The organism is Sporosarcina koreensis, assembly GCF_042655825.1.
GTDB lineage: Bacteria > Bacillota > Bacilli > Bacillales_A > Planococcaceae > Sporosarcina > Sporosarcina koreensis.
The window spans coordinates 245771-263559 of the sequence record NZ_JBHSNP010000028.1 but is presented as its reverse complement, the minus strand read 5'-3'; the positions used below and the strand labels follow the sequence as shown (position 1 = coordinate 263559).

Below are 17789 nucleotides of genomic sequence, written 5' to 3'. Positions count from 1 at the left end.
ACAGGGACGGTCATATAGTAAGTATAAGCATTGCAGGTTTATTGCGAAAATAACGAAATGGGCTCAAGCCTGTTTGTAAGGAAGGGAGAGAAAAGGGATGGAAATAGAGCGAATCAATGATAATACCGTAAAGTTCTACTTATCGTATATAGACATTGAGGAACGTGGCTTCACACGGGAAGAGGTTTGGTACAATCGCGACAAAAGCGAAGAGCTCTTCTGGGAGATGATGGACGAAATCAACGATGAGACCGAATTCGAAGTGGAAGGTCCGTTATGGATCCAAGTCCATGCGATGAATAACGGAATAGAAGTGACAGTGACACGGGCGCAAGCTTCTGACAATGACGAATCGGAACCACAGTTTGGAATGGATGATGCACGCAAGCCTTTCGAACCGGATCCCAGCATGTTTGCCAATTCCGAACAACTTATGAGTGAATTGAATGATGAGCCCGTTGTTTGGACGTCCGATATGTTCGTCTTTGAAGAGTTCGAAAACCTCATTCCGCTGTCAACTAGCATTCCCGTATACGCAGTCGAATCATCTCTCTATTCGTTTGAAAATAAATTCTATCTGTACGTGATTTATGATGAATCGAAAATGGATGACGACGATAAATCCGATTTCTGTAGTCTCATTTCAGAATATGGCTCCTTATCCCAAGTGACGATCCACCGCCTTGAGGAATACGGCAAAGTCATTATGGAATCCGATGCTTTGGCAACTGTAAAAAAATACTTCGGCAACTAACAATATACAGCTGTTCCCACACAGAAAATGGGGAACAGCTTTTTTGTTTTAGTTAGAAGTATTGCTGGATAGGTTGATTTACGCTGCGGGCGGACGCTTGAGTCGAGCGCCTGCACTCCAAGCAACAAGTACTCCTAAAATGAATATGCAAAATAGAGCGGCATCGTTGCTCTTTTTTGCTTTTCCTTATGACCTCAAACTTAGAAATAAAAATTCAAGGGGTCAATTCAGTAGTGGCATCCGTCTAATCTATGAAAGGAGTTGAAGGTCGAATTGGAAAATAATAAGCAAGATCTTTCAAACACAGATGAAGCAAGTCAACTTGCTGATTGTGATGAAATACTTTTGAACCATTTAATGCGGAAATACGCAACCAAACTTAAAAGAATTGCCTATCTTTATACGAATGACCATTCAGAAAGTGAAGATATCATTCAAGAAGTCTATATCAGTTGCTATTGGAACCTGTCCAAGTTTAGAAACGAATCGAATTACGAAACTTGGCTAACCCGAATCACCATTAATAAGTGTAAAGACCATCAACGGCTTTGGAGCATAAGAAATCTTATTTACACGCCATTGAAACACCTTGTAAAGACAGAAGGTTCAGCAGAAGACCAATATATACATAGCGAGAATTCCAAGGAATTATTAAAACAGATTTCTTTGCTTTCTCATAAGTTTAAAGAAGTATTGATTCTGTATTACTTTAATGAGATGACGATGCAGGAGATTAGTGAAACACTTGGTATTAATCACAATACGGTAAAATCTCGTTTGTTACGGGGTAAAAATGCACTTCTGAAAAATTTGGAGGGGGGCAATTATAATGGATCGTTTTGAGACGGAGATAAAAAAAGAAGTGAATGATTTTCTCGAAAAAAATATCCGGTTTACACATGAAGAGGGCGAAAGAATACGAGAGCGAATTGCGCCTAGAAAGAAAAGGACCATAAGATTCAGCCCTGTGTATTGGACTGTAATGGCCGCAGCGGCAAGCTTATTCATCTTTATTAGTATTTCCTTTATCAGTAGCCCGAATGGGATTTCCATAGGGAATACTACTTTATTAGGCTTTATGAACGGCGAAGAACAGGATAGCAGCATATATAAAGGAAAAGATTTAACGATAGGGGTTATAGGAGCGGCACCAGAGATCAACGAAAAACAAATCGCTTTTCAGGAAATTAGTTTTGAACAATTTACGATTGAGGAAGTAAGGAAATTTGATGCGGTTTTTGTGATGAAAGAAAGTTTATCTACTGCTGCTGAAAAGCAGTATACCAAAATTTTCACAGACTCCCATATCCCTTTTTTCTTCATTGATTCAAACAAAGGTGCTTATCCATTTATCGAGGAGAATTTAGAATATGAGGAAGCTGCCGAGATTCCTTACCATAATTACTTTGCTACCGGATACCTTGCATCTATCGATGGAGAGGAGATGACATGGACTTACGAGCCAAGTAATGAAAAGAATAAGGGTTCTTTTTCAGCTATCTTTAAAACCATCGAGGATGTTTCGCACAAAACGTTTAATGGAAATGAGGATATCACGGATACGGATGACGTGGAAATAAGCGATGGAAAGGATTTAACCCTTGTAGTAGAGCGATCCGGAAGGGAAGATATTCAAATTGCTATTGCAAAGCTTCCTGTTTTACTGTCCTATCTGACTCAAAATGATAATCCGGATTTAGAAATGAGCAGATTGCGGAGTACCTTTATCCTTACACATCAACAAAAGGATTACTTTCTCGTCAGCTTCAATTGCGGTGTAAAGCTTTGCGATCAGCTTTTGGTAGAGCATAGCAGTAAAGATGAAGTTCAATCAATTGAGGTATCAGAATCGAGCATCCTTCAAGATGTCAAACAACAAGAGGATCATTTGGCGCTCCTATTTGGTAGAACCGAGGGGGTTGCAGTCGTAAGAAATCAAATTGCACTTCTGGACTTAAAGGAATTCATAAAATTCTCGCCACCGAAGCAACTCGAAGTATTGGAATCCTTTGAATATCCTATTACACGTATTGAGTGGAAGGATAATGATTTACAGGTTTACATCGCCGTTTTAGAAGAACCAACATTTGAAAATATTATGGAATGGAATAAAAATAACGGAGAACCTATTCAAGAATTGCTGTGGGAATTCAAATAGGCGGAATGATTAATTTGCCGAGTATTCAATCCATTGAAACAAATAGTAGTTTCACTCCGTCTAACTCATAAAGCTACAAGGAGACGATGGATTTGAAGAAATTAAGTGTAATGGTGAGCATTCTTTTCTTGGCTGCTTGTTCAGCGGAAACAATGACGGATGAAAGAGCAAAACCCGTCGTGGAAGTTTCCGGTACAGTAGTTCATCAGCAACCAAAAGAAGCGGAAGAACAGGGGTATATCAAAATCTCAAAAGAGGATGCCCCGAAACTTTGGAATGAAGCTGATGTTCAACTATGGAAGTATGTGACGGACTATTCCCTTTCTGAAGAAATGGGTTATAAGCAAGAAATTACAAGTTGGAGAAAATTTGAGGGTGAATTTGATAAATCACTATCATCACCTAATCAAACTTGGGAAAATCCAGGAAAGCTCCTTCTAGCTTTCATGACTGATGTAGAAGTTAGCAATTTCTTAGGTCAAGGTATTTGGGAGGTCAATTCACGAATCAAATTTTCCGATGAAAATAATGCGTTAGGTTATATCATGAGTTATGGCCTTTTTGATGATTCTGCTGCTGGAAGCGATATTAAATTAACGATGAAAAAAGAGAATGGATTTTGGTATATAGAATCTGCTGAAGAACGAGAGCATTGTTCAAGGGGTATCGGTGAAAAAAGTGGGTTCTGTATATAATTTCTATTAGGGGGATTTACGCCCGCGGAACGCGTCCGACTGTAGCGAAAATCCGTTAGTTATTTCAACTATTTAAAATTCCGAATAGTTGAAATAACTAACCCGATTCCTTACAATACAATTGAAAGGAGTGAGGGCTATTCTGACAGCTTGTTCGGATGAGGGCCGACTGATCATTTTATCTTCCGAGCTGGAAAGGCAGGAACTGCGAAAGTGGAGGCAGACGCGGAAGTTTTATTGCCCGCAGTGCAAAGGGCAGGTCCAGTTGAAAGTCGGCGACATTGTAATACCACATTTCGCGCACCGAAAGGACGCAACATGCAGCGCCTCTTTCTCAGAAGGGGAGTCCCAGCAGCACTTGAACGGCAAGCGGCAATTGTATCAACTTCTGTTAAACAGCAAACAGGAAGTCGAATTGGAACCACTGCTAAACAGGATTTCGCAGCGTCCCGATCTGCTCGTAAAAACACAAGAGATTGATTTTCCGATTGAATTCCAATGCAGTACAATCCCCATTGCCCTGCTTGAACAACGGACGGAAGGGTACCGCGGCGCCGGCATGAATCCGATCTGGATTTTGCACACCCCAGCAAAGTTCACACACCTCCCAGAAGGGGTCGGCATCTTTCAGTTTTCAAAGTTCCAAGAGTGGTTCATCGTCAGCACACCCCCTGAAGGCCACGTTCTCCTCACATTTCATCCCCACAATGAAACATTTCACTATTTCAGCAGTCTGTTACATGTAGCCGGACAGCGGTATATCGGAATGCACCGCATTCTACCCCACAATTTTCAACGATTCCCTTTTGTTCGTCCAAAAGCACCCACATTTAATGAAATAAAACAATACGCCAATCTTTATGAAAATCACCGCCAGAAGGAACTGCAAAACAGGATTTTATTGAATAGAAAAGGCATTAAAGACCCATTCTTAAGAAGCTGCTATGAAATGAAAATGCTGCCTACCCAGTTGCCGCCTTGGATCGGTGTGCCTGTACCTGGAAATCAAGCATTTCGGGAAGCCGACGTTGAATGGCAATTCCGTTTTGTCCATTTCCTCAGGCAGAACGAGATTCCATTTACAGATGTCGCACCGTATACGATTGAACGTTTTGTCCGCAAGTTCAGTGGGAATGTTAATGAAAAAACGTCGGCGTGTGAGCGCTTTATCGATTTTCTAAGCCATAATGGCATTGACTCACCGGTTCAAAAAACAGACTACAGTGAAAATGGTATTTTGCAATTCATTTCAGAAAGATTCCTTGCAAATGAGAGATGAAATTGAGAGAATGAAAATGATTCGATTTGCGAAGAAAGATGACGGGGAGGATTTTGAATGACGACTGATACGAAAAACAAAGTGTTGACTCGCGAACAAGTTAAAGTTGAAGAAACTTGGCGTCTAGAGGATATTTTCCCGAACGACGAAGCGTGGGAACGGGAATTCAAAGAAATTGAAGAACTTTCAGGGAAGGCGGAAACATTTAAAGGCACGTTGAATCAAGGTGCCGATGCATTATTCGAAGCGCTTTCCTATCGAGATACAATCTATCAGCGAATGGGGAAACTCTACACATACGCTCATTTGAAAGGCGACCAGGATACAACAAACAGTTTCTATCAAGCGATGGAGAGCCGTGCGAAAACATTGTACGTCAAAATTTCGACTGCGCTTTCTTATTTTACGCCTGAGCTGTTGGCGATTCCTGAAGAGGAACTGAACAGCCTTGTGGAAAACAACGAGAACTTGAAGTTGTACAAGCATGAGTTTGAGGAAATGAATGAGTACCGTGCACATATCCTTCCGGCTGAGCAGGAAGCGATCCTCGCACAAATGGGCGAAGTGACCGGCAGTTCTTCTGAAACGTTCAGCATGCTGAACAATGCCGACTTGACGTTCCCGAATGTGAAAGACGAAGACGGGGAAGAAGCGGAACTGTCACATGGACGTTATATCCGATTCCTCGAAAGCAAGGATGCACGTGTGCGTGAAGACGCATTCAAAGCGATGTACGGCAAATACGGAGAATTCAAAAACACTTTCGCTTCTACATTGAGCGGCAATGTTAAACGGAATAACGTCAATGCACGCATCCGTAAATACTCATCTGCACGTGAAGCGGCATTGTCAAACAACCATATTCCGGAGCAAGTGTATGATAATCTCGTCAGCACGGTTAATAAAAACCTTGAGCTGCATCATCGCTACGTCGCGTTGCGTAAAAAGGTCCTTGGTCTGAATGAACTTCATATGTGGGATATGTTTGCGCCGATGGTAAAAGACGTGGACATGAAGATTCCATACGAGGAAGCGACTGAAACGATGCTCGAAAGCTTCCATCCGCTTGGCGAGGAATATACTTCAATCGTTAAAGAAGGACTGGAAAACCGTTGGGTGGACGTGCGTGAAAACAAAGGGAAGCGTTCCGGCGCTTATTCATCGGGATCCTATGGAACAAATCCATACATCCTTATGAACTGGCAGGACAACGTCAACAATATGTTCACATTGGCGCACGAGTTCGGCCATAGTGTCCACAGCTATTATTCGAGGAATAATCAGCCGTACAACTATAGCGGATATTCCATTTTCGTCGCTGAAGTTGCATCTACGGTGAACGAAGCGATTTTGAACGATCATTTATTGAAGACGATCGATGATAAGCAAAAACGCATTTATTTACTGAACCACTGGCTTGAAGGATTCCGTGGAACGGTCTTCCGCCAGACGATGTTCGCTGAGTTCGAGCATCTGATCCACCAGCTTGACCAGCAAGGCGTTGCTTTGACCGCCGACAAATTGTCTGAGGAATATGCAGCATTGAACAAGAAATACTTTGGTGACGCAGTGGAAGAGGATAAGGAAATCGCTCTTGAATGGGCGCGTATCCCTCATTTCTACTACAATTACTATGTTTATCAATACGCGACAGGCTTCAGTGCCGCTGTGGCGCTCAGCCATCAGATCTTGACGGAAGGGCAGCCTGCTGTCGACCGTTACATCAATCACTTCCTGAAAGCCGGCTCATCCGATTATCCGATCGAAGTTCTGAAAAAAGCGGGCGTCGATATGACGAGCACGCAGCCGATCGAAGAGGCGTGCAAAGTGTTTGAGGAAAGATTGAATGAGTTGGAAGAATTGCTTGGATAAGTGAAATTGAGCCTGACTTAGCATATTCGATGCTTAAGTCAGGCTTTTTCCGTTTGGTGATTTTAGATTATATTTATATAATATAAAGTTAAGCGCTTACATTCGGGAATTTAGATTTGGAAAAGGTTGGTAGGCTCCGTAGAACTCTTTAGGTAAGGCGTTTGTTTGATATTTTATTTGTGACAGAGATGTGAAACTTTATGTGAAATGTTGATGTTACTATTATTTTATGATAAGTTATAGATGTGAAATAAATCACATACCAAACATACACCCCTTTTGTTTGAACGTGAACATTTCTCCCATTCCCTTTGTAAAAGAGCATCCCTCTCCCCCAAGAGCGGATGCTCTTTTCTTTTGTATCAATTTAAAAAGCAGATTGCATGGATGACCATGCAATCTGCTTTTATGAATGGCGCTTGCGCCATAATGTCATATTCGATAGCGGCAGCCTTTCGATCTTTTGGAGAAGGAGCTGCTTTTTTAATTCACGTTCTGCCGATTTCTCCGGGATGTTGTATATCTCGGCGACCTCCAATGTAGAAAGCGAATCGAAACGCTGGAACAACTCATCCAATGTCGGTGGGGCATCTGGTGTAATCTCATACCCGACCATCTCTTCCAAAATCTGTTCATAGATTTCATAGGAATACAATCCGTTCACCTTCAACCCTTCATCCTCAATATTTTCATTGAAGAAAACGAAGGAAGGTGCGTCTTCCACTTCCATTTCATTTGCTAAATGCAAATCGACCTGCAAGGAACGTAAAACATGATGCGATGAGAAATCGAGGATGAACTCATCGACATCCAATCCGAGGCTTTCGGCTATTTCAACAAGCACTGAAAAGGAGAGGACGTTCCTCTTTTTCAAATATGTGTATTCAAACAGCTTGGAAAGGAACCGGAAAGCTGCTCGCTTCCCTTGGAATTCCGCTGCTTTCAAAGCAATGCTCGGAAAGGCAGGATGACTTTTATCACAAGCCTTCGCATCATCCATATTGACAAAGCAGCATGCGTTCGTCTTCGTCAAAGAGGTGCGAAGGACAATCTTCAATGTGAAATAACGATCGTATTCGACTTGCAATCTCCTAAGCAATGGCTGGAGCGCCCAGCTGTTCATGCATAAAGGATCTACGAATACGTAAATTTCGATGGGCTTTGACAAGGAGGCTGAAGTAGTTGCGCTGCTTTCCACCAGAGTTTCCCGGTTCACCGCACATCCCCCTCGCTTCGATTCACCATATGGTTCGCAGTCATGACGAGCCTATGATAATACACTTCCCGCAAAGGTCCTTCAAGGCCGACGTCATCCATCGCTTCCGCCATGCAGGCGAGCCAGGCTTTTGCACGTGTAGGCGTTATCGGAAAAGGCATATGACGCGCTTTCATCATCGGATGGCCGTGCTCCTCCGTGAATAAATTCGGTCCGCCTAAATATTGTGTTTGAAATTGTTTCTGCTTTCGTGCTGTTTCCGTCAGATCTTCAGGGAAAATCGGATATAGGTCCGGGTGGACAGCCACTTTTTCATAAAAACGATCGATGAGTTCCGATAATTTTTCAGCACCGATTTCCTCATAAGGGATCAAAGGTTTTCGAGTCATATATGTCAATCTCCTTTGTTCTGACTGTATGGACATTTTAACAACCAAACAATTCTTTCACAAACAAATTGCCTTCATCCGAATTGAAATGTTGTCAGATTTCATAACGATTATAGTAATTTAGCACTTTCGAAACATATTGTTCTGTTTCCTTGAAAGGCGGTATACCGCCATATTTTCTGACGTTTCCGGGACCTGCATTATACGCAGCTAATGCTGTCTCAATATTTCCGAACTGATCGAGCATCTGACGTAAATATTTCGCTCCGCCCATAATATTCTGCTCGGGATCGAATCCATCCCTCACACCTAACAGCCTGGCTGTACCCGGCATGAGCTGCATCAAGCCTATCGCACCTGCACCGCTCACTGCAGAGCTATTGAAATTGGATTCTTGCTTGATGACTGAGAGAATCAGGTTTTCCGGCAAGTTGTATGTTTCCGCAGCGCGGCGAATGAAATCGCTGAAGCCATTTTCACTAATCGCACTGTCTCGGCTCGTATAAGTCATCGAAGTGGAGATTGCTGATTGAAGGCCACCCGGCATATAAACGCTGTTAAGGCCGGCATAATGAAGGCTGTTCATTGATTGAAGCCCGCCTAACATGCCGAATGTCTGAAATGAGAGCGGCTCCATTACCGGCGCGTCTGCAGACATGCCGTTTAATACATCATTTATCATCATGCTGAACATGGTGGAACCCGAATCCTGCCCGGCTGCGAAAGTTTGCACTGAACCTAGTGTCTGCATCGCCTGTATATCCATCAAAGTACGAATTGCGCGTGCATCCATTTTGTTACTTCCTTTCTTTCAGGACTATCTAAAGTTGCTACTGAATCAAGTATATCAAGTTCCGGATAAAAACGCATGTTACGGACTGCACCACCGGCTTTCATATGGTAGACTGAACGTAAGATGATTGAAAGGAAGAAGACTTATGCGAATCCAGAACCGAGTGATAAAAGGGCAAGAGAACGGCAACGATATCCTATTTTTATTGGACGCGGAAGTTGACCGTCCAACTGGAACTCCAGCAAAGAAAATGATAACCGATTCCGAAGAACATGCATTTGTCTATTTAATGGACGAAGATGAAGGTTATACATACATACATTTCCCGAAAGATATATGGCCGTACATGGCGAAGGTGCTGCAGACCGGCAGCGATCCGTACCTGATGTGGAATGAAGAAAAACTTCACTTGCCGGGCTTTGTAGAGGAGCTGACGATGCTTGTCTATAATATCGAAGGGAACGACAACTATGGAGAGGCATTCACGACTGCGGTGGAGCAGGAATTCGAGGCCTTCCTCCAAAACATCAACCTATAGTTTGGAGGGCAACTCATGAAAGAGTGGAAGCAATTTCTTGAACCGTATAAACAGGCTGTTGCCGAATTGAAAGTAAAATTGAAAGGTTTGCGAGCGCAATATGAGCTTGAAGGGGTTCACATGCCTGTGGAATTCGTGACAGGTCGGGTGAAACCTCTCGCAAGCATCTACGATAAGACGCTTGAAAAGGGAATCCCGTTCAAACCGTCTGCGGAATTGGCGGAGGAGTTGCCGGACATTGCCGGTCTTCGCATTATGTGCCAGTTTGTCGATGATATCGGCAAAGTTGTCCACACATTACGGCAGCGGACTGATATGCAAGTCATTGAGGAAAGGGACTATATTTCACATAAGAAGCCGAGCGGTTACCGGTCCTATCATATGATTATCGAATATCCTGTCCAGACGATTCATGGCGAAAAGACGATTTTTGCGGAGATCCAGATCCGCACACTGGCAATGAACTTCTGGGCTTCCATCGAGCATTCTTTGAATTACAAATATCAAGGTGAATTGCCGAACGAAATCAGACATCGGCTGGAACGTGCCGCTGAGGCCGCTTTCAGGTTGGATGAGGAAATGTCGCTCATTCGGGATGAAATCCATGACGCCCAGCAATACTTCAGCGCATTCAAAGAAACTGCTGATCGAGATTACAGTGGAAAGAAACGGAAAAGGGGGGATCAGGATGAAATTCGCCATCCAGACGAGAAATGACCCATTGTCGAACCGATTGAAAGACGAGGCGAAGGATTATCTGGCTGATTTTGGACTCGTCTTTGATGAAGATGAACCTGATATTGTTTTATCGGTCGGAGGGGACGGCACATTGCTTCATGCCTTCCATAAATACATCCATCGCCTGAAGGATACGGCATTCATCGGCATCCATACCGGGCATCTAGGATTCTATGCCGATTGGAAGCCCGCCGAGTTGGAAAAGCTCGTCCTTTTAATTGCGCGTCAGGAATACAATGTCATCGAATACCCCCTTCTTGAGGTGACGATCAATTACCGCCATTCCGAAAAGGCGGCAAAATATCTTGCGCTCAATGAATCAACGGTCAAATCCCCCGAAGTGACGCTCGTCATGGACGTGGAATTGAACGGTGTGCATTTCGAAAGATTCCGCGGGGATGGACTCTGCATGTCAACGCCATCAGGCTCGACCGCCTATAATAAAGCTCTCGGCGGCGCGATTATCCACCCGTCGTTGCATGCCATCCAGCTGACCGAAATGGCTTCGATCAACAACCGCGTATTCCGGACAGTCGGCTCACCGCTCATACTGCCCGCGCATCATAGTTGTGTGCTGACGCCGGTGAAGGGGCCGGATTTCATGGTGACGATCGACCATTTGCAACTCTTGCATAAAGACGTGAAATCGATTGAGTATAAGGTGGCGGATGAGAAGGTGCGTTTCGGCAGATTCCGCCCATTCCCATTCTGGACGCGGGTCCACGATTCGTTTATTGCGAGCGATGAGTGAAACGGTTATGAATGAAAAGAAGTTCACCCTCGAATACATCGTCGAACAGGACCGAATTCTTCTACGGGAATTCCTGCACGGCCATGGAATTTCCAAACGGACATTGACGGCTGTAAAATATGACGGTGGGCGTCTGCTTGTGAACGGGACGGAGCAGACGGTGAGGCATATGTTGACGCGTGGTGATACTGTAACGGTCCATTTTCCTCCGGAAGAGCCGAGTGCCGGTCTTGTACCTCAAACTGGCAAACTAGAAATTGTCTATGAGGATGAAGCGATCCTCATCATTCATAAGCCTGCCGGCCAAGGGACGATCCCATCACGCGATCAGCCGAATGGAACGGTCGCCAATTTGGTGGCGGGAAAATTTGAAGCGGAAAACGTCCCATCAACCGTGCATGTCGTGACAAGACTGGATACCGATACGTCGGGCCTCGTTTGCATGGCGAAAAACCGGCATATTCACCATTTGCTCAGTGAACAGATGCAGATGACCGGTTTTAAGCGCCGTTATATTGCAATCGTGGAAGGGTATATAGAGAAGGATGCGTTCACGATTGAACAGCCGATTGGACGGAAAGATGGCAGCATTATCGAACGGACGGTACGGCAAGACGGGCAATATGCAAGGACTGATGTCCAAGTGCTGGGCCGCTTTGAACGAAATGGCGAGCCATATACATCCGTTTCTTTGAAGTTGCACACAGGGCGGACCCATCAAATCCGAGTCCATATGCAATGGCTTGGCCACCCGCTTGTGGGAGATGACTTGTATGGCGGTTCGCTCAAGTTGATTGGCAGGCAGGCATTGCATTGTGCTGCTATCGGCTTCGTTCATCCGTTGACGAAAGAGCCGCTGACGTTTACGAGTGGGTTGCCTGTTGATATGGAACGATTGACGGCTGATTCGGATCAGTCGAAATGAGTGAATTTCTCCGGAATATGTGGCTGCTGTGATGTGACGGAAACGATTTCCATTTCCGGATAGCGGACGGCAGTCAGTTTTCCGCCGAACACGCAGCCTGTATCGATGTTGACGGTCCGGTTGACGAAACGTGCTTCGGTAACCGGGGTATGCCCGTAAACGATCCATGCATCCCCGAAATACATTTTCGCCCAATCCCTGCGGACGGGACGGCCATCCGGGAGCGTTTCTCCGGTTGTATCGCCGTAAAGGACAAACGACTGTATTTTTTTTGAAAATGGTTCTCCAATCATCTGTTCACGGATTCCTGCATGTGCGATAATAAGTTTTCCGTTATCCAGATTTTCGTATAGCGGCAAGGCTTCATAGAATTGTCGATACCGATCCAAAAAACGTGTTTTCTCTTTTGGAGGCAAGGCGTTCAATTCAGCGACTGTTGTCTCAAGTCCGTTTTTCTTTTGGACATTGCTGCCTTTTGCGAGACGGTAAAGTTTGTTGCAATGGTTGCCGGGGGAATAGATAAGACTATGATTGTCTTGCAGCTTGAACATTAATTCCAGCGTATTCAGCGATGCCGGACCGCGGTCCATCGCGTCGCCTACAAAAGCGAGCCGCCTTCCATCCTGATGGAATGGCAATCCGGATGCAAACGAATAGCCAAGCTTTTCGATGAGCGACAGCAATTCATCATAGCAACCGTGAATATCACCGATTATATCCAGTTTCATAATGATTCTCCTTTAAGGGATTGTCTTATTTATGATCATACCTTTAGCAATGCATTCATGCATGTCGGAGCGGAAAGGAAGGTGCAGCCATGACTGTAAATGAAGAAATTCGCGATGAGATTATTATCGACGAAGAAAAACTGATAAATGCATTGGAACAGCAAGATATTAAAACGTTCCGAAATGAATATTTAATGCTTCACCCATATGACCGTGCTGTTTTCTATGAGAAGGTGGACCTGAGTCATCGAAAGACGATGTATTTCTTCCTTTCTCCGAAAGAGTTGGCGGAGATATTCGAGACGAGTGAAATCGATGAAGATGAATATAAGCAGTTCCTTCAGGAGATGGACACGACTTATGCCGCGGATATGATATCCCACATGTTCGTGGACAATGCGGTAGATGTCCTGAAAGAACTTGATAAGGCGCAGATTGCCAGCTATTTGACGTTAATGAACAAAGAAGCGGCTGCACAAATCAAATCCCTCTTGCATTATGAAGAATATACAGCCGGTTCGATCATGACAACGGAATACGTTTCGATTCCGCAAAATTCGACTGTGCGTTCCGCGATGACGATTTTGAGGAATGAAGCCCCGTCAGCTGAAACGATCTATTATGTTTTCGTCGTGGATGAAGACAATCGTTTGACGGGCGTCGTTTCGCTTCGGGATCTGATCATTACGGATGAAGACACATTAATCCAGTCAATCATGAATGAGCGTGTCGTCAGCGTCCTCGTATCGGATGATCAGGAAGATGTCGCAAGGATGACACAGGACTATAACTTGCTAGCCGTTCCGGTCGTCGATTTCCAGCAGCATATGCTCGGAATCATTACAGTCGATGACGTTATCGACGTTTTAGATGAAGAAGCATCCGATGACTATTCCAAACTTGCTGCGGTATCCAATATGGACTCTTTCGACAAGACATCGTTCGCGGCGGCGAAGAAAAGGATACCATGGCTGATCATCCTGTTGGTGCTCGGCATGCTGACAGCGAATCTGATCGATCTGTTCACGGATACGATTTCGCAAGTCGCTTTGCTCGCTGCATTCATTCCGTTAATTGCAGGGACCGCGGGGAATAGCGGTACGCAAGCACTGGCGGTCGCCGTCCGCGGTATCGCAACTCGCGATGTCGAGGATGAAAGCAAATTCAAATTGTTGTTGCGTGAAGCAGGGACGGGTTTGATTACCGGGCTCATTTGCGCCATCTTTGTCGTCGGCCTCATTTTCATTTGGAAACATGAATTCATCATCGCGTTGCTCGTAGGTGCTGCAATCCTCGTTTCCATCTTTGTCGCGACAATTTCAGGCTCGTTCATTCCGTTGTTCATGCACCGGATGAAAATCGACCCGGCCGTCGCATCCGGCCCGTTCATCACGACATTGAACGACGTCATCAGCATCATCATCTATCTTGGATTGGCGACAATGTTCATCAGTAGCCTTTGAAGGTCATCTTCGATTGGATAATGAACGAAGAATGAGGAAAAGAACGTCATTCCCCATGGGCGCATATACTACGGAAAAAAGGGGGAATCAACATTTCCTACAATGAACCGTTGATATTTGTGCAGGGGCCTCCCGTCTATGTGAAGGTGGCCGTCTTGGAGGAAGAAAGCACGTCCGTCTTCGTCCTAAGCGAAGGCTCGGCGAGGGAAGCAAACGACATCGATCCATCCGTTGAAACAGCAAGCCACGTTGTCAACCCCGCCATTATAAGCAAAATACGCTATTTGAGCGCACCGTTCCAGAAGCAGATTTACACACCGCTTCAATTCATTTTCGAAGACGGTGTCTTGAAAGGCGCGATTCAAAGAGTCGAGGGCGACACCGTTTGGGTCGAAGCCGATGACAAGATCACCGAGATTGAAATTGCAAAGATAGAAGACGTTTTATGGCGCGGGCAGCCATTTGACACAAGAACATAAAAAACAAAGCGGACCGACGACCGGTCCGCTTTGTTTTTTCTCCATTAAACCGAAAAACTGCCCGACCGGTATCCGATCGGGCAGAGTCAGCATCACAGGTTATTCCTTCAATCCTCGTCGCAATCGATGAAAACGTCTCTTACGCATTGGATTCCACAGAAGCATTTCAAGTCAACAGTAACGCAAGTACCTGTCGCTCTGAAGTTTTCGACTCTGCAAACTTCGTCAAGATCCAATTTACCGTCTTTGAACAAGTCGACTCTCCGGCCTCTGCGATCAAGCGGCTCAAGAACTTGTAGTGTTGCACAGCAGTTGTCGAAAACGTTTTGAACCCTGAAGAAAATCGAGAAACAAGTTGCACAATCTCTGCGATCTTGCCCGGAATTTGTTCTTTCTTCATCCTCTTCGATCCTTCTTCTTCTGTTGAACATTGCTTTGAATGGATTACCTTTTTCGTCCAATAGCATGAAGACACGCGTATTGGCCCGTTGTCTAGCAGGGCTTACAAGGCTACCGAGCGGAGTCAGGAAACAGTCGGTTCTGCAGTCGTCGCAATCGACTTCCTCACGGATATCCTGCACACGCCTAATGGCACGGACGACCTCGCAAATGCAATTGTCGTGGCGCCGTACTTCTCCTCCGACCTCTTCATTTCTTCCACATCCCATTCATTCCACCTCCTTTTCTCAACTCTATATACCTTATGCGAATCATTGTTTAGGGCAAGGGCAAACATCACGTCGTGAATAAAAAACAAGCGCGGACACCATACTGTGAAAAAAAGGGGATGGTGGATATTCGTCAATTCATAACGTTGCTTTGCGTGCTGCTTCTGCTGTCCGGTTGTATGCCGAATGAATTTAAATTCGAGAACCTGACAAATGAGGACGCAGCCAAGGCGGAAGAGTTATTGAAGAAGGATGAGCGCGTCAAAGGGGCCGCCGCCCTGTTTCACGACGATCATTTGCTCGTTGGAATCCGCGTGAAGACCTTTTCAAGATTCAATAAAAGGAAAATAGCAAGTGAAATCGAAAAGAAGCTGAAAGAAGAATATCCTGATCTCGCGGTTTTCGTTTCTGCGGATAGCAAGATATTAAATGAAACGAATAAACTCATCTTGAAAAAAGATGAAAAAGGACTGAAGAAAAAAATCCATAATTTGATAACACTAGCGGAGGAAGAGACATAATGGACAAAGAAAAATACGCAAAGCTGGAGCAAGGGATTACCCCGAAGCCGCCGCTGCTCAAAAATGTCATTAAAGCATTTCTCGTAGGCGGCACGATTTGCCTCGTCGCCCAGTTCATTGCACTTTTCTATATGACCTTCTTCGATTTCACGGAGCGGACAGCAAGCAATCCGACGGTGGCGACGATGATTTTCATTTCCATGTTGCTGACCGGGTTTGGCGTTTATAAAAAAATCGGCCAGTTCGGTGGAGCCGGCAGTGCAGTTCCGATTACCGGGTTCGGCAACGCGGTCGTTTCTGCGGCAATTGAGCATAGATCGGAAGGATATGTGTTGGGAGTAGGCGGCAATATATTCAAGTTGGCCGGTTCCGTTATTTTATTCGGCGTTTTTTCAGCTTTCGTTGTGGCACTCATCAAGACAATCCTAGTGAAGATGGGGGTTGCTTCATGGTAGGTAAAGGCCTTTTGACATTCGCGAATACGCCTTCGATCCTTTCTACGGGTGTAACGGCGGGGCCGCTTGAAAAGAAAAGTGCTTTTCAGGCTGGCTTCGACAAAATGTATGATGATGAACGATGCGGCCTGGATACGAATGAACAGGCCCACTCAAAAATGATGGAAGATGCATGTATGATTGCCTTAAGCAAGGTTGATAAAATACCGTCGGACGCTGATTTTTTATTATCCGGAGACCTTGTCAATCAAATGACGCCTTCCAACTTCTTCGCAACAACTGTAGGGATTCCGTATTTCGGTATGTTCGCAGCATGTGCGACTTCCGTCTCTTCATTACTTCTGGCTGCACTTCTGACGGAAGCCGGGATGTCGAAATTGGCCATTGCAGGATCATCTAGCCAGCATAATGCAATCGAGAGGCAATTCCGGTATCCGGTTGAATATGGCGCACAAAAAGGTGACACAGCCCAATGGACTGTAACGGCGGCAGGGGCTGCAGCAGTTGCACCATTCCAACAAGGTCTGCCTTCCATCGAACGCGGAACAGTTGGCAAAGCGATCGATATGGGTATGACAGATCCATTGAATATGGGAGCCGCCATGGCGCCCGCTGCTGCGGATACATTGAAGCGGCATTTGGAGGGACATGGAACTTCCGCAAGCGACTACGATTTGATCATGACCGGGGACTTGGCCACGGTCGGCTTTTCACTTTTCAAGGAGTTGGCTAAAAACCAAGGAATTACGGACTTTCAAAACTTCAGCGATGCAGGCATGGAGTTTTACGGCAATAATCCTGATTTCATGGCAGGTGCAAGCGGGGCGGGATGCTCGGCGGCCGTTTATTTTTCGGAAGTCTATCAGAAGATGAAGGACAAGGAATATAAAAAAGTTCTCCTAATTGCGACGGGAGCGCTGCTTTCACCATTGTCGTTCCAACAAGGCGAAACGATTCCGTGCATCGCGCACGCAGTCGAACTAACGATGAAATGAGTGGTCTGATTGTTTTCGATTTACATTACCTCTTTCATAGTCGGCGGACTCATTTGTGTCATTGGCCAACTGATGTTTGACGTAGCAAAGCTGACCCCGGCCCATACGCTCTGCATTCTAGTCGTTGCAGGCTCTGTGCTGGATGGCTTGGGTCTATATGAACCATTAATTGATTTTGCGGGCACTGGCGCAACGATTCCCATTACTTCATTTGGTAACGCTTTGACCCACGGAGCACTTGCCGAAGCCGAAAAACATGGCATTATCGGTGTATTGACCGGAATGTTTGAGGTGACGAGTTCCGGAATCAGCGCAGCGATCCTATTCGGGTTCATTGCCTCATTTATTTTTAAGCCAAAGGGCTCCGTTTGA

21 protein-coding genes are annotated in these 17789 nt (G+C 45.1%); 16 read left to right on the top strand and 5 right to left on the bottom strand.

What is annotated here, in order from left to right; translation table 11 throughout:
• Window positions 1–97 precede the first annotated feature (97 nt).
• The 6 genes from mecA to pepF all read left to right on the top strand — a co-directional run bounded on the left by mecA (window position 98) and on the right by pepF (window position 6758).
• Window positions 98–754 carry an adaptor protein MecA gene (gene mecA / locus ACFPTP_RS15465; protein WP_381446597.1) on the top strand — a complete coding sequence of 219 codons (657 nt, stop codon included), beginning with the start codon at window positions 98–100 and terminating at the stop codon, window positions 752–754.
• 273 nt (window positions 755–1027) lie between these two features.
• The gene (locus ACFPTP_RS15460) at window positions 1028–1597 is read left to right on the top strand and encodes an RNA polymerase sigma factor (protein ID WP_381446595.1); all 570 of its coding nucleotides are present in this window, start codon (window positions 1028–1030) and stop codon (window positions 1595–1597) included.
• Window positions 1584–2912, top strand: coding sequence for a hypothetical protein (locus ACFPTP_RS15455; RefSeq protein WP_381446593.1), 1329 nt, complete (start codon window positions 1584–1586; stop codon window positions 2910–2912). Before ACFPTP_RS15460 ends, ACFPTP_RS15455 begins: the two co-directional genes overlap by 14 nt.
• Before the next feature lie 92 nt (window positions 2913–3004).
• On the top strand, window positions 3005–3607 hold the full coding sequence (locus ACFPTP_RS15450; RefSeq protein ID WP_381446591.1) for a hypothetical protein: 603 nt from the start codon (window positions 3005–3007) through the stop codon (window positions 3605–3607).
• A gap of 130 nt (window positions 3608–3737) precedes the next feature.
• Window positions 3738–4886, top strand: coding sequence for a competence protein CoiA (locus tag ACFPTP_RS15445; protein ID WP_381446589.1), 1149 nt, complete (start codon window positions 3738–3740; stop codon window positions 4884–4886).
• A gap of 57 nt (window positions 4887–4943) precedes the next feature.
• Window positions 4944–6758, top strand: a complete 1815-nt coding sequence (pepF, locus tag ACFPTP_RS15440; RefSeq protein WP_381446587.1) for an oligoendopeptidase F — start codon at window positions 4944–4946, stop codon at window positions 6756–6758.
• Between the two features lie 406 nt (window positions 6759–7164).
• On the opposite strand, the gene ACFPTP_RS15435 is transcribed toward pepF, so the two are convergent.
• The 3 genes from ACFPTP_RS15435 to ACFPTP_RS15425 form a co-directional block, all read right to left on the bottom strand.
• Window positions 7165–7974 (bottom strand): DsbA family protein, encoded by an 810-nt coding sequence (locus ACFPTP_RS15435; RefSeq protein ID WP_381446585.1) that lies wholly within the window; start codon window positions 7972–7974, stop codon window positions 7165–7167.
• A complete protein-coding gene (locus tag ACFPTP_RS15430) occupies window positions 7971–8363 on the bottom strand; it encodes a globin domain-containing protein (protein ID WP_381446583.1) in 393 nt (130 codons plus the stop codon). The genes ACFPTP_RS15435 and ACFPTP_RS15430 overlap by 4 nt, the downstream gene beginning before the upstream one ends.
• 94 nt (window positions 8364–8457) lie before the next feature.
• Window positions 8458–9156 (bottom strand): lytic transglycosylase domain-containing protein, encoded by a 699-nt coding sequence (locus ACFPTP_RS15425; RefSeq protein WP_381446581.1) that lies wholly within the window; start codon window positions 9154–9156, stop codon window positions 8458–8460.
• Between the two features lie 145 nt (window positions 9157–9301).
• Between ACFPTP_RS15425 and ACFPTP_RS15420 the strand changes: the two genes are divergently transcribed.
• Genes ACFPTP_RS15420 through ACFPTP_RS15405 form a run of 4 tightly spaced genes read left to right on the top strand, consistent with a single transcriptional unit; the run spans window position 9302 to window position 12108 of the window.
• Complete coding sequence (locus tag ACFPTP_RS15420; protein WP_381446578.1) at window positions 9302–9694, top strand: UPF0738 family protein; 393 nt, start codon at window positions 9302–9304, stop codon at window positions 9692–9694.
• A 15-nt stretch (window positions 9695–9709) separates the two neighbouring features.
• Window positions 9710–10411, top strand: a complete 702-nt coding sequence (gene yjbM, locus ACFPTP_RS15415; protein WP_381446576.1) for a GTP diphosphokinase — start codon at window positions 9710–9712, stop codon at window positions 10409–10411.
• On the top strand, window positions 10383–11183 hold the full coding sequence (locus tag ACFPTP_RS15410; protein ID WP_381446574.1) for an NAD kinase: 801 nt from the start codon (window positions 10383–10385) through the stop codon (window positions 11181–11183). Before yjbM ends, ACFPTP_RS15410 begins: the two co-directional genes overlap by 29 nt.
• 7 nt (window positions 11184–11190) lie before the next feature.
• A complete protein-coding gene (locus ACFPTP_RS15405) occupies window positions 11191–12108 on the top strand; it encodes an RluA family pseudouridine synthase (protein ID WP_381446572.1) in 918 nt (305 codons plus the stop codon).
• Here the strand turns inward: ACFPTP_RS15405 and prpE are convergent.
• A complete protein-coding gene (gene prpE, locus ACFPTP_RS15400) occupies window positions 12096–12836 on the bottom strand; it encodes a bis(5'-nucleosyl)-tetraphosphatase PrpE (RefSeq protein WP_381446570.1) in 741 nt (246 codons plus the stop codon). The two genes, ACFPTP_RS15405 and prpE, sit on opposite strands and share 13 nt — an antisense overlap.
• An 89-nt stretch (window positions 12837–12925) precedes the next feature.
• On the opposite strand from prpE, the gene mgtE reads away from it, so the two are divergent.
• Together mgtE and ACFPTP_RS15390 are read left to right on the top strand one after the other, a co-directional pair.
• Window positions 12926–14299 (top strand): magnesium transporter, encoded by a 1374-nt coding sequence (mgtE, locus tag ACFPTP_RS15395; protein WP_381446568.1) that lies wholly within the window; start codon window positions 12926–12928, stop codon window positions 14297–14299.
• A 140-nt stretch (window positions 14300–14439) separates the two neighbouring features.
• Window positions 14440–14778, top strand: coding sequence for a hypothetical protein (locus ACFPTP_RS15390; RefSeq protein ID WP_381446566.1), 339 nt, complete (start codon window positions 14440–14442; stop codon window positions 14776–14778).
• Between the two features lie 107 nt (window positions 14779–14885).
• On the opposite strand, the gene ACFPTP_RS15385 is transcribed toward ACFPTP_RS15390, so the two are convergent.
• Window positions 14886–15446, bottom strand: a complete 561-nt coding sequence (locus ACFPTP_RS15385; protein WP_381446564.1) for a CotY/CotZ family spore coat protein — start codon at window positions 15444–15446, stop codon at window positions 14886–14888.
• Window positions 15447–15520: 74 nt separating this feature from the next.
• Here ACFPTP_RS15385 and ACFPTP_RS15380 point away from each other — a divergent pair, with 74 nt between their 5' ends.
• From ACFPTP_RS15380 to spoVAE, 4 genes are read left to right on the top strand one after another with little or no spacing between them, the layout of a single operon-like run.
• The gene (locus tag ACFPTP_RS15380; RefSeq protein ID WP_381446562.1) at window positions 15521–15967 is read left to right on the top strand and encodes a YhcN/YlaJ family sporulation lipoprotein; all 447 of its coding nucleotides are present in this window, start codon (window positions 15521–15523) and stop codon (window positions 15965–15967) included.
• Window positions 15967–16422, top strand: coding sequence for a stage V sporulation protein AC (gene spoVAC / locus ACFPTP_RS15375; protein ID WP_381446560.1), 456 nt, complete (start codon window positions 15967–15969; stop codon window positions 16420–16422). Before ACFPTP_RS15380 ends, spoVAC begins: the two co-directional genes overlap by 1 nt.
• Window positions 16416–17417, top strand: coding sequence for a stage V sporulation protein AD (locus ACFPTP_RS15370; protein ID WP_381446558.1), 1002 nt, complete (start codon window positions 16416–16418; stop codon window positions 17415–17417). Before spoVAC ends, ACFPTP_RS15370 begins: the two co-directional genes overlap by 7 nt.
• Window positions 17418–17426: 9 nt before the next feature.
• Window positions 17427–17789 (top strand): stage V sporulation protein AE, encoded by a 363-nt coding sequence (spoVAE, locus tag ACFPTP_RS15365; RefSeq protein ID WP_381446556.1) that lies wholly within the window; start codon window positions 17427–17429, stop codon window positions 17787–17789.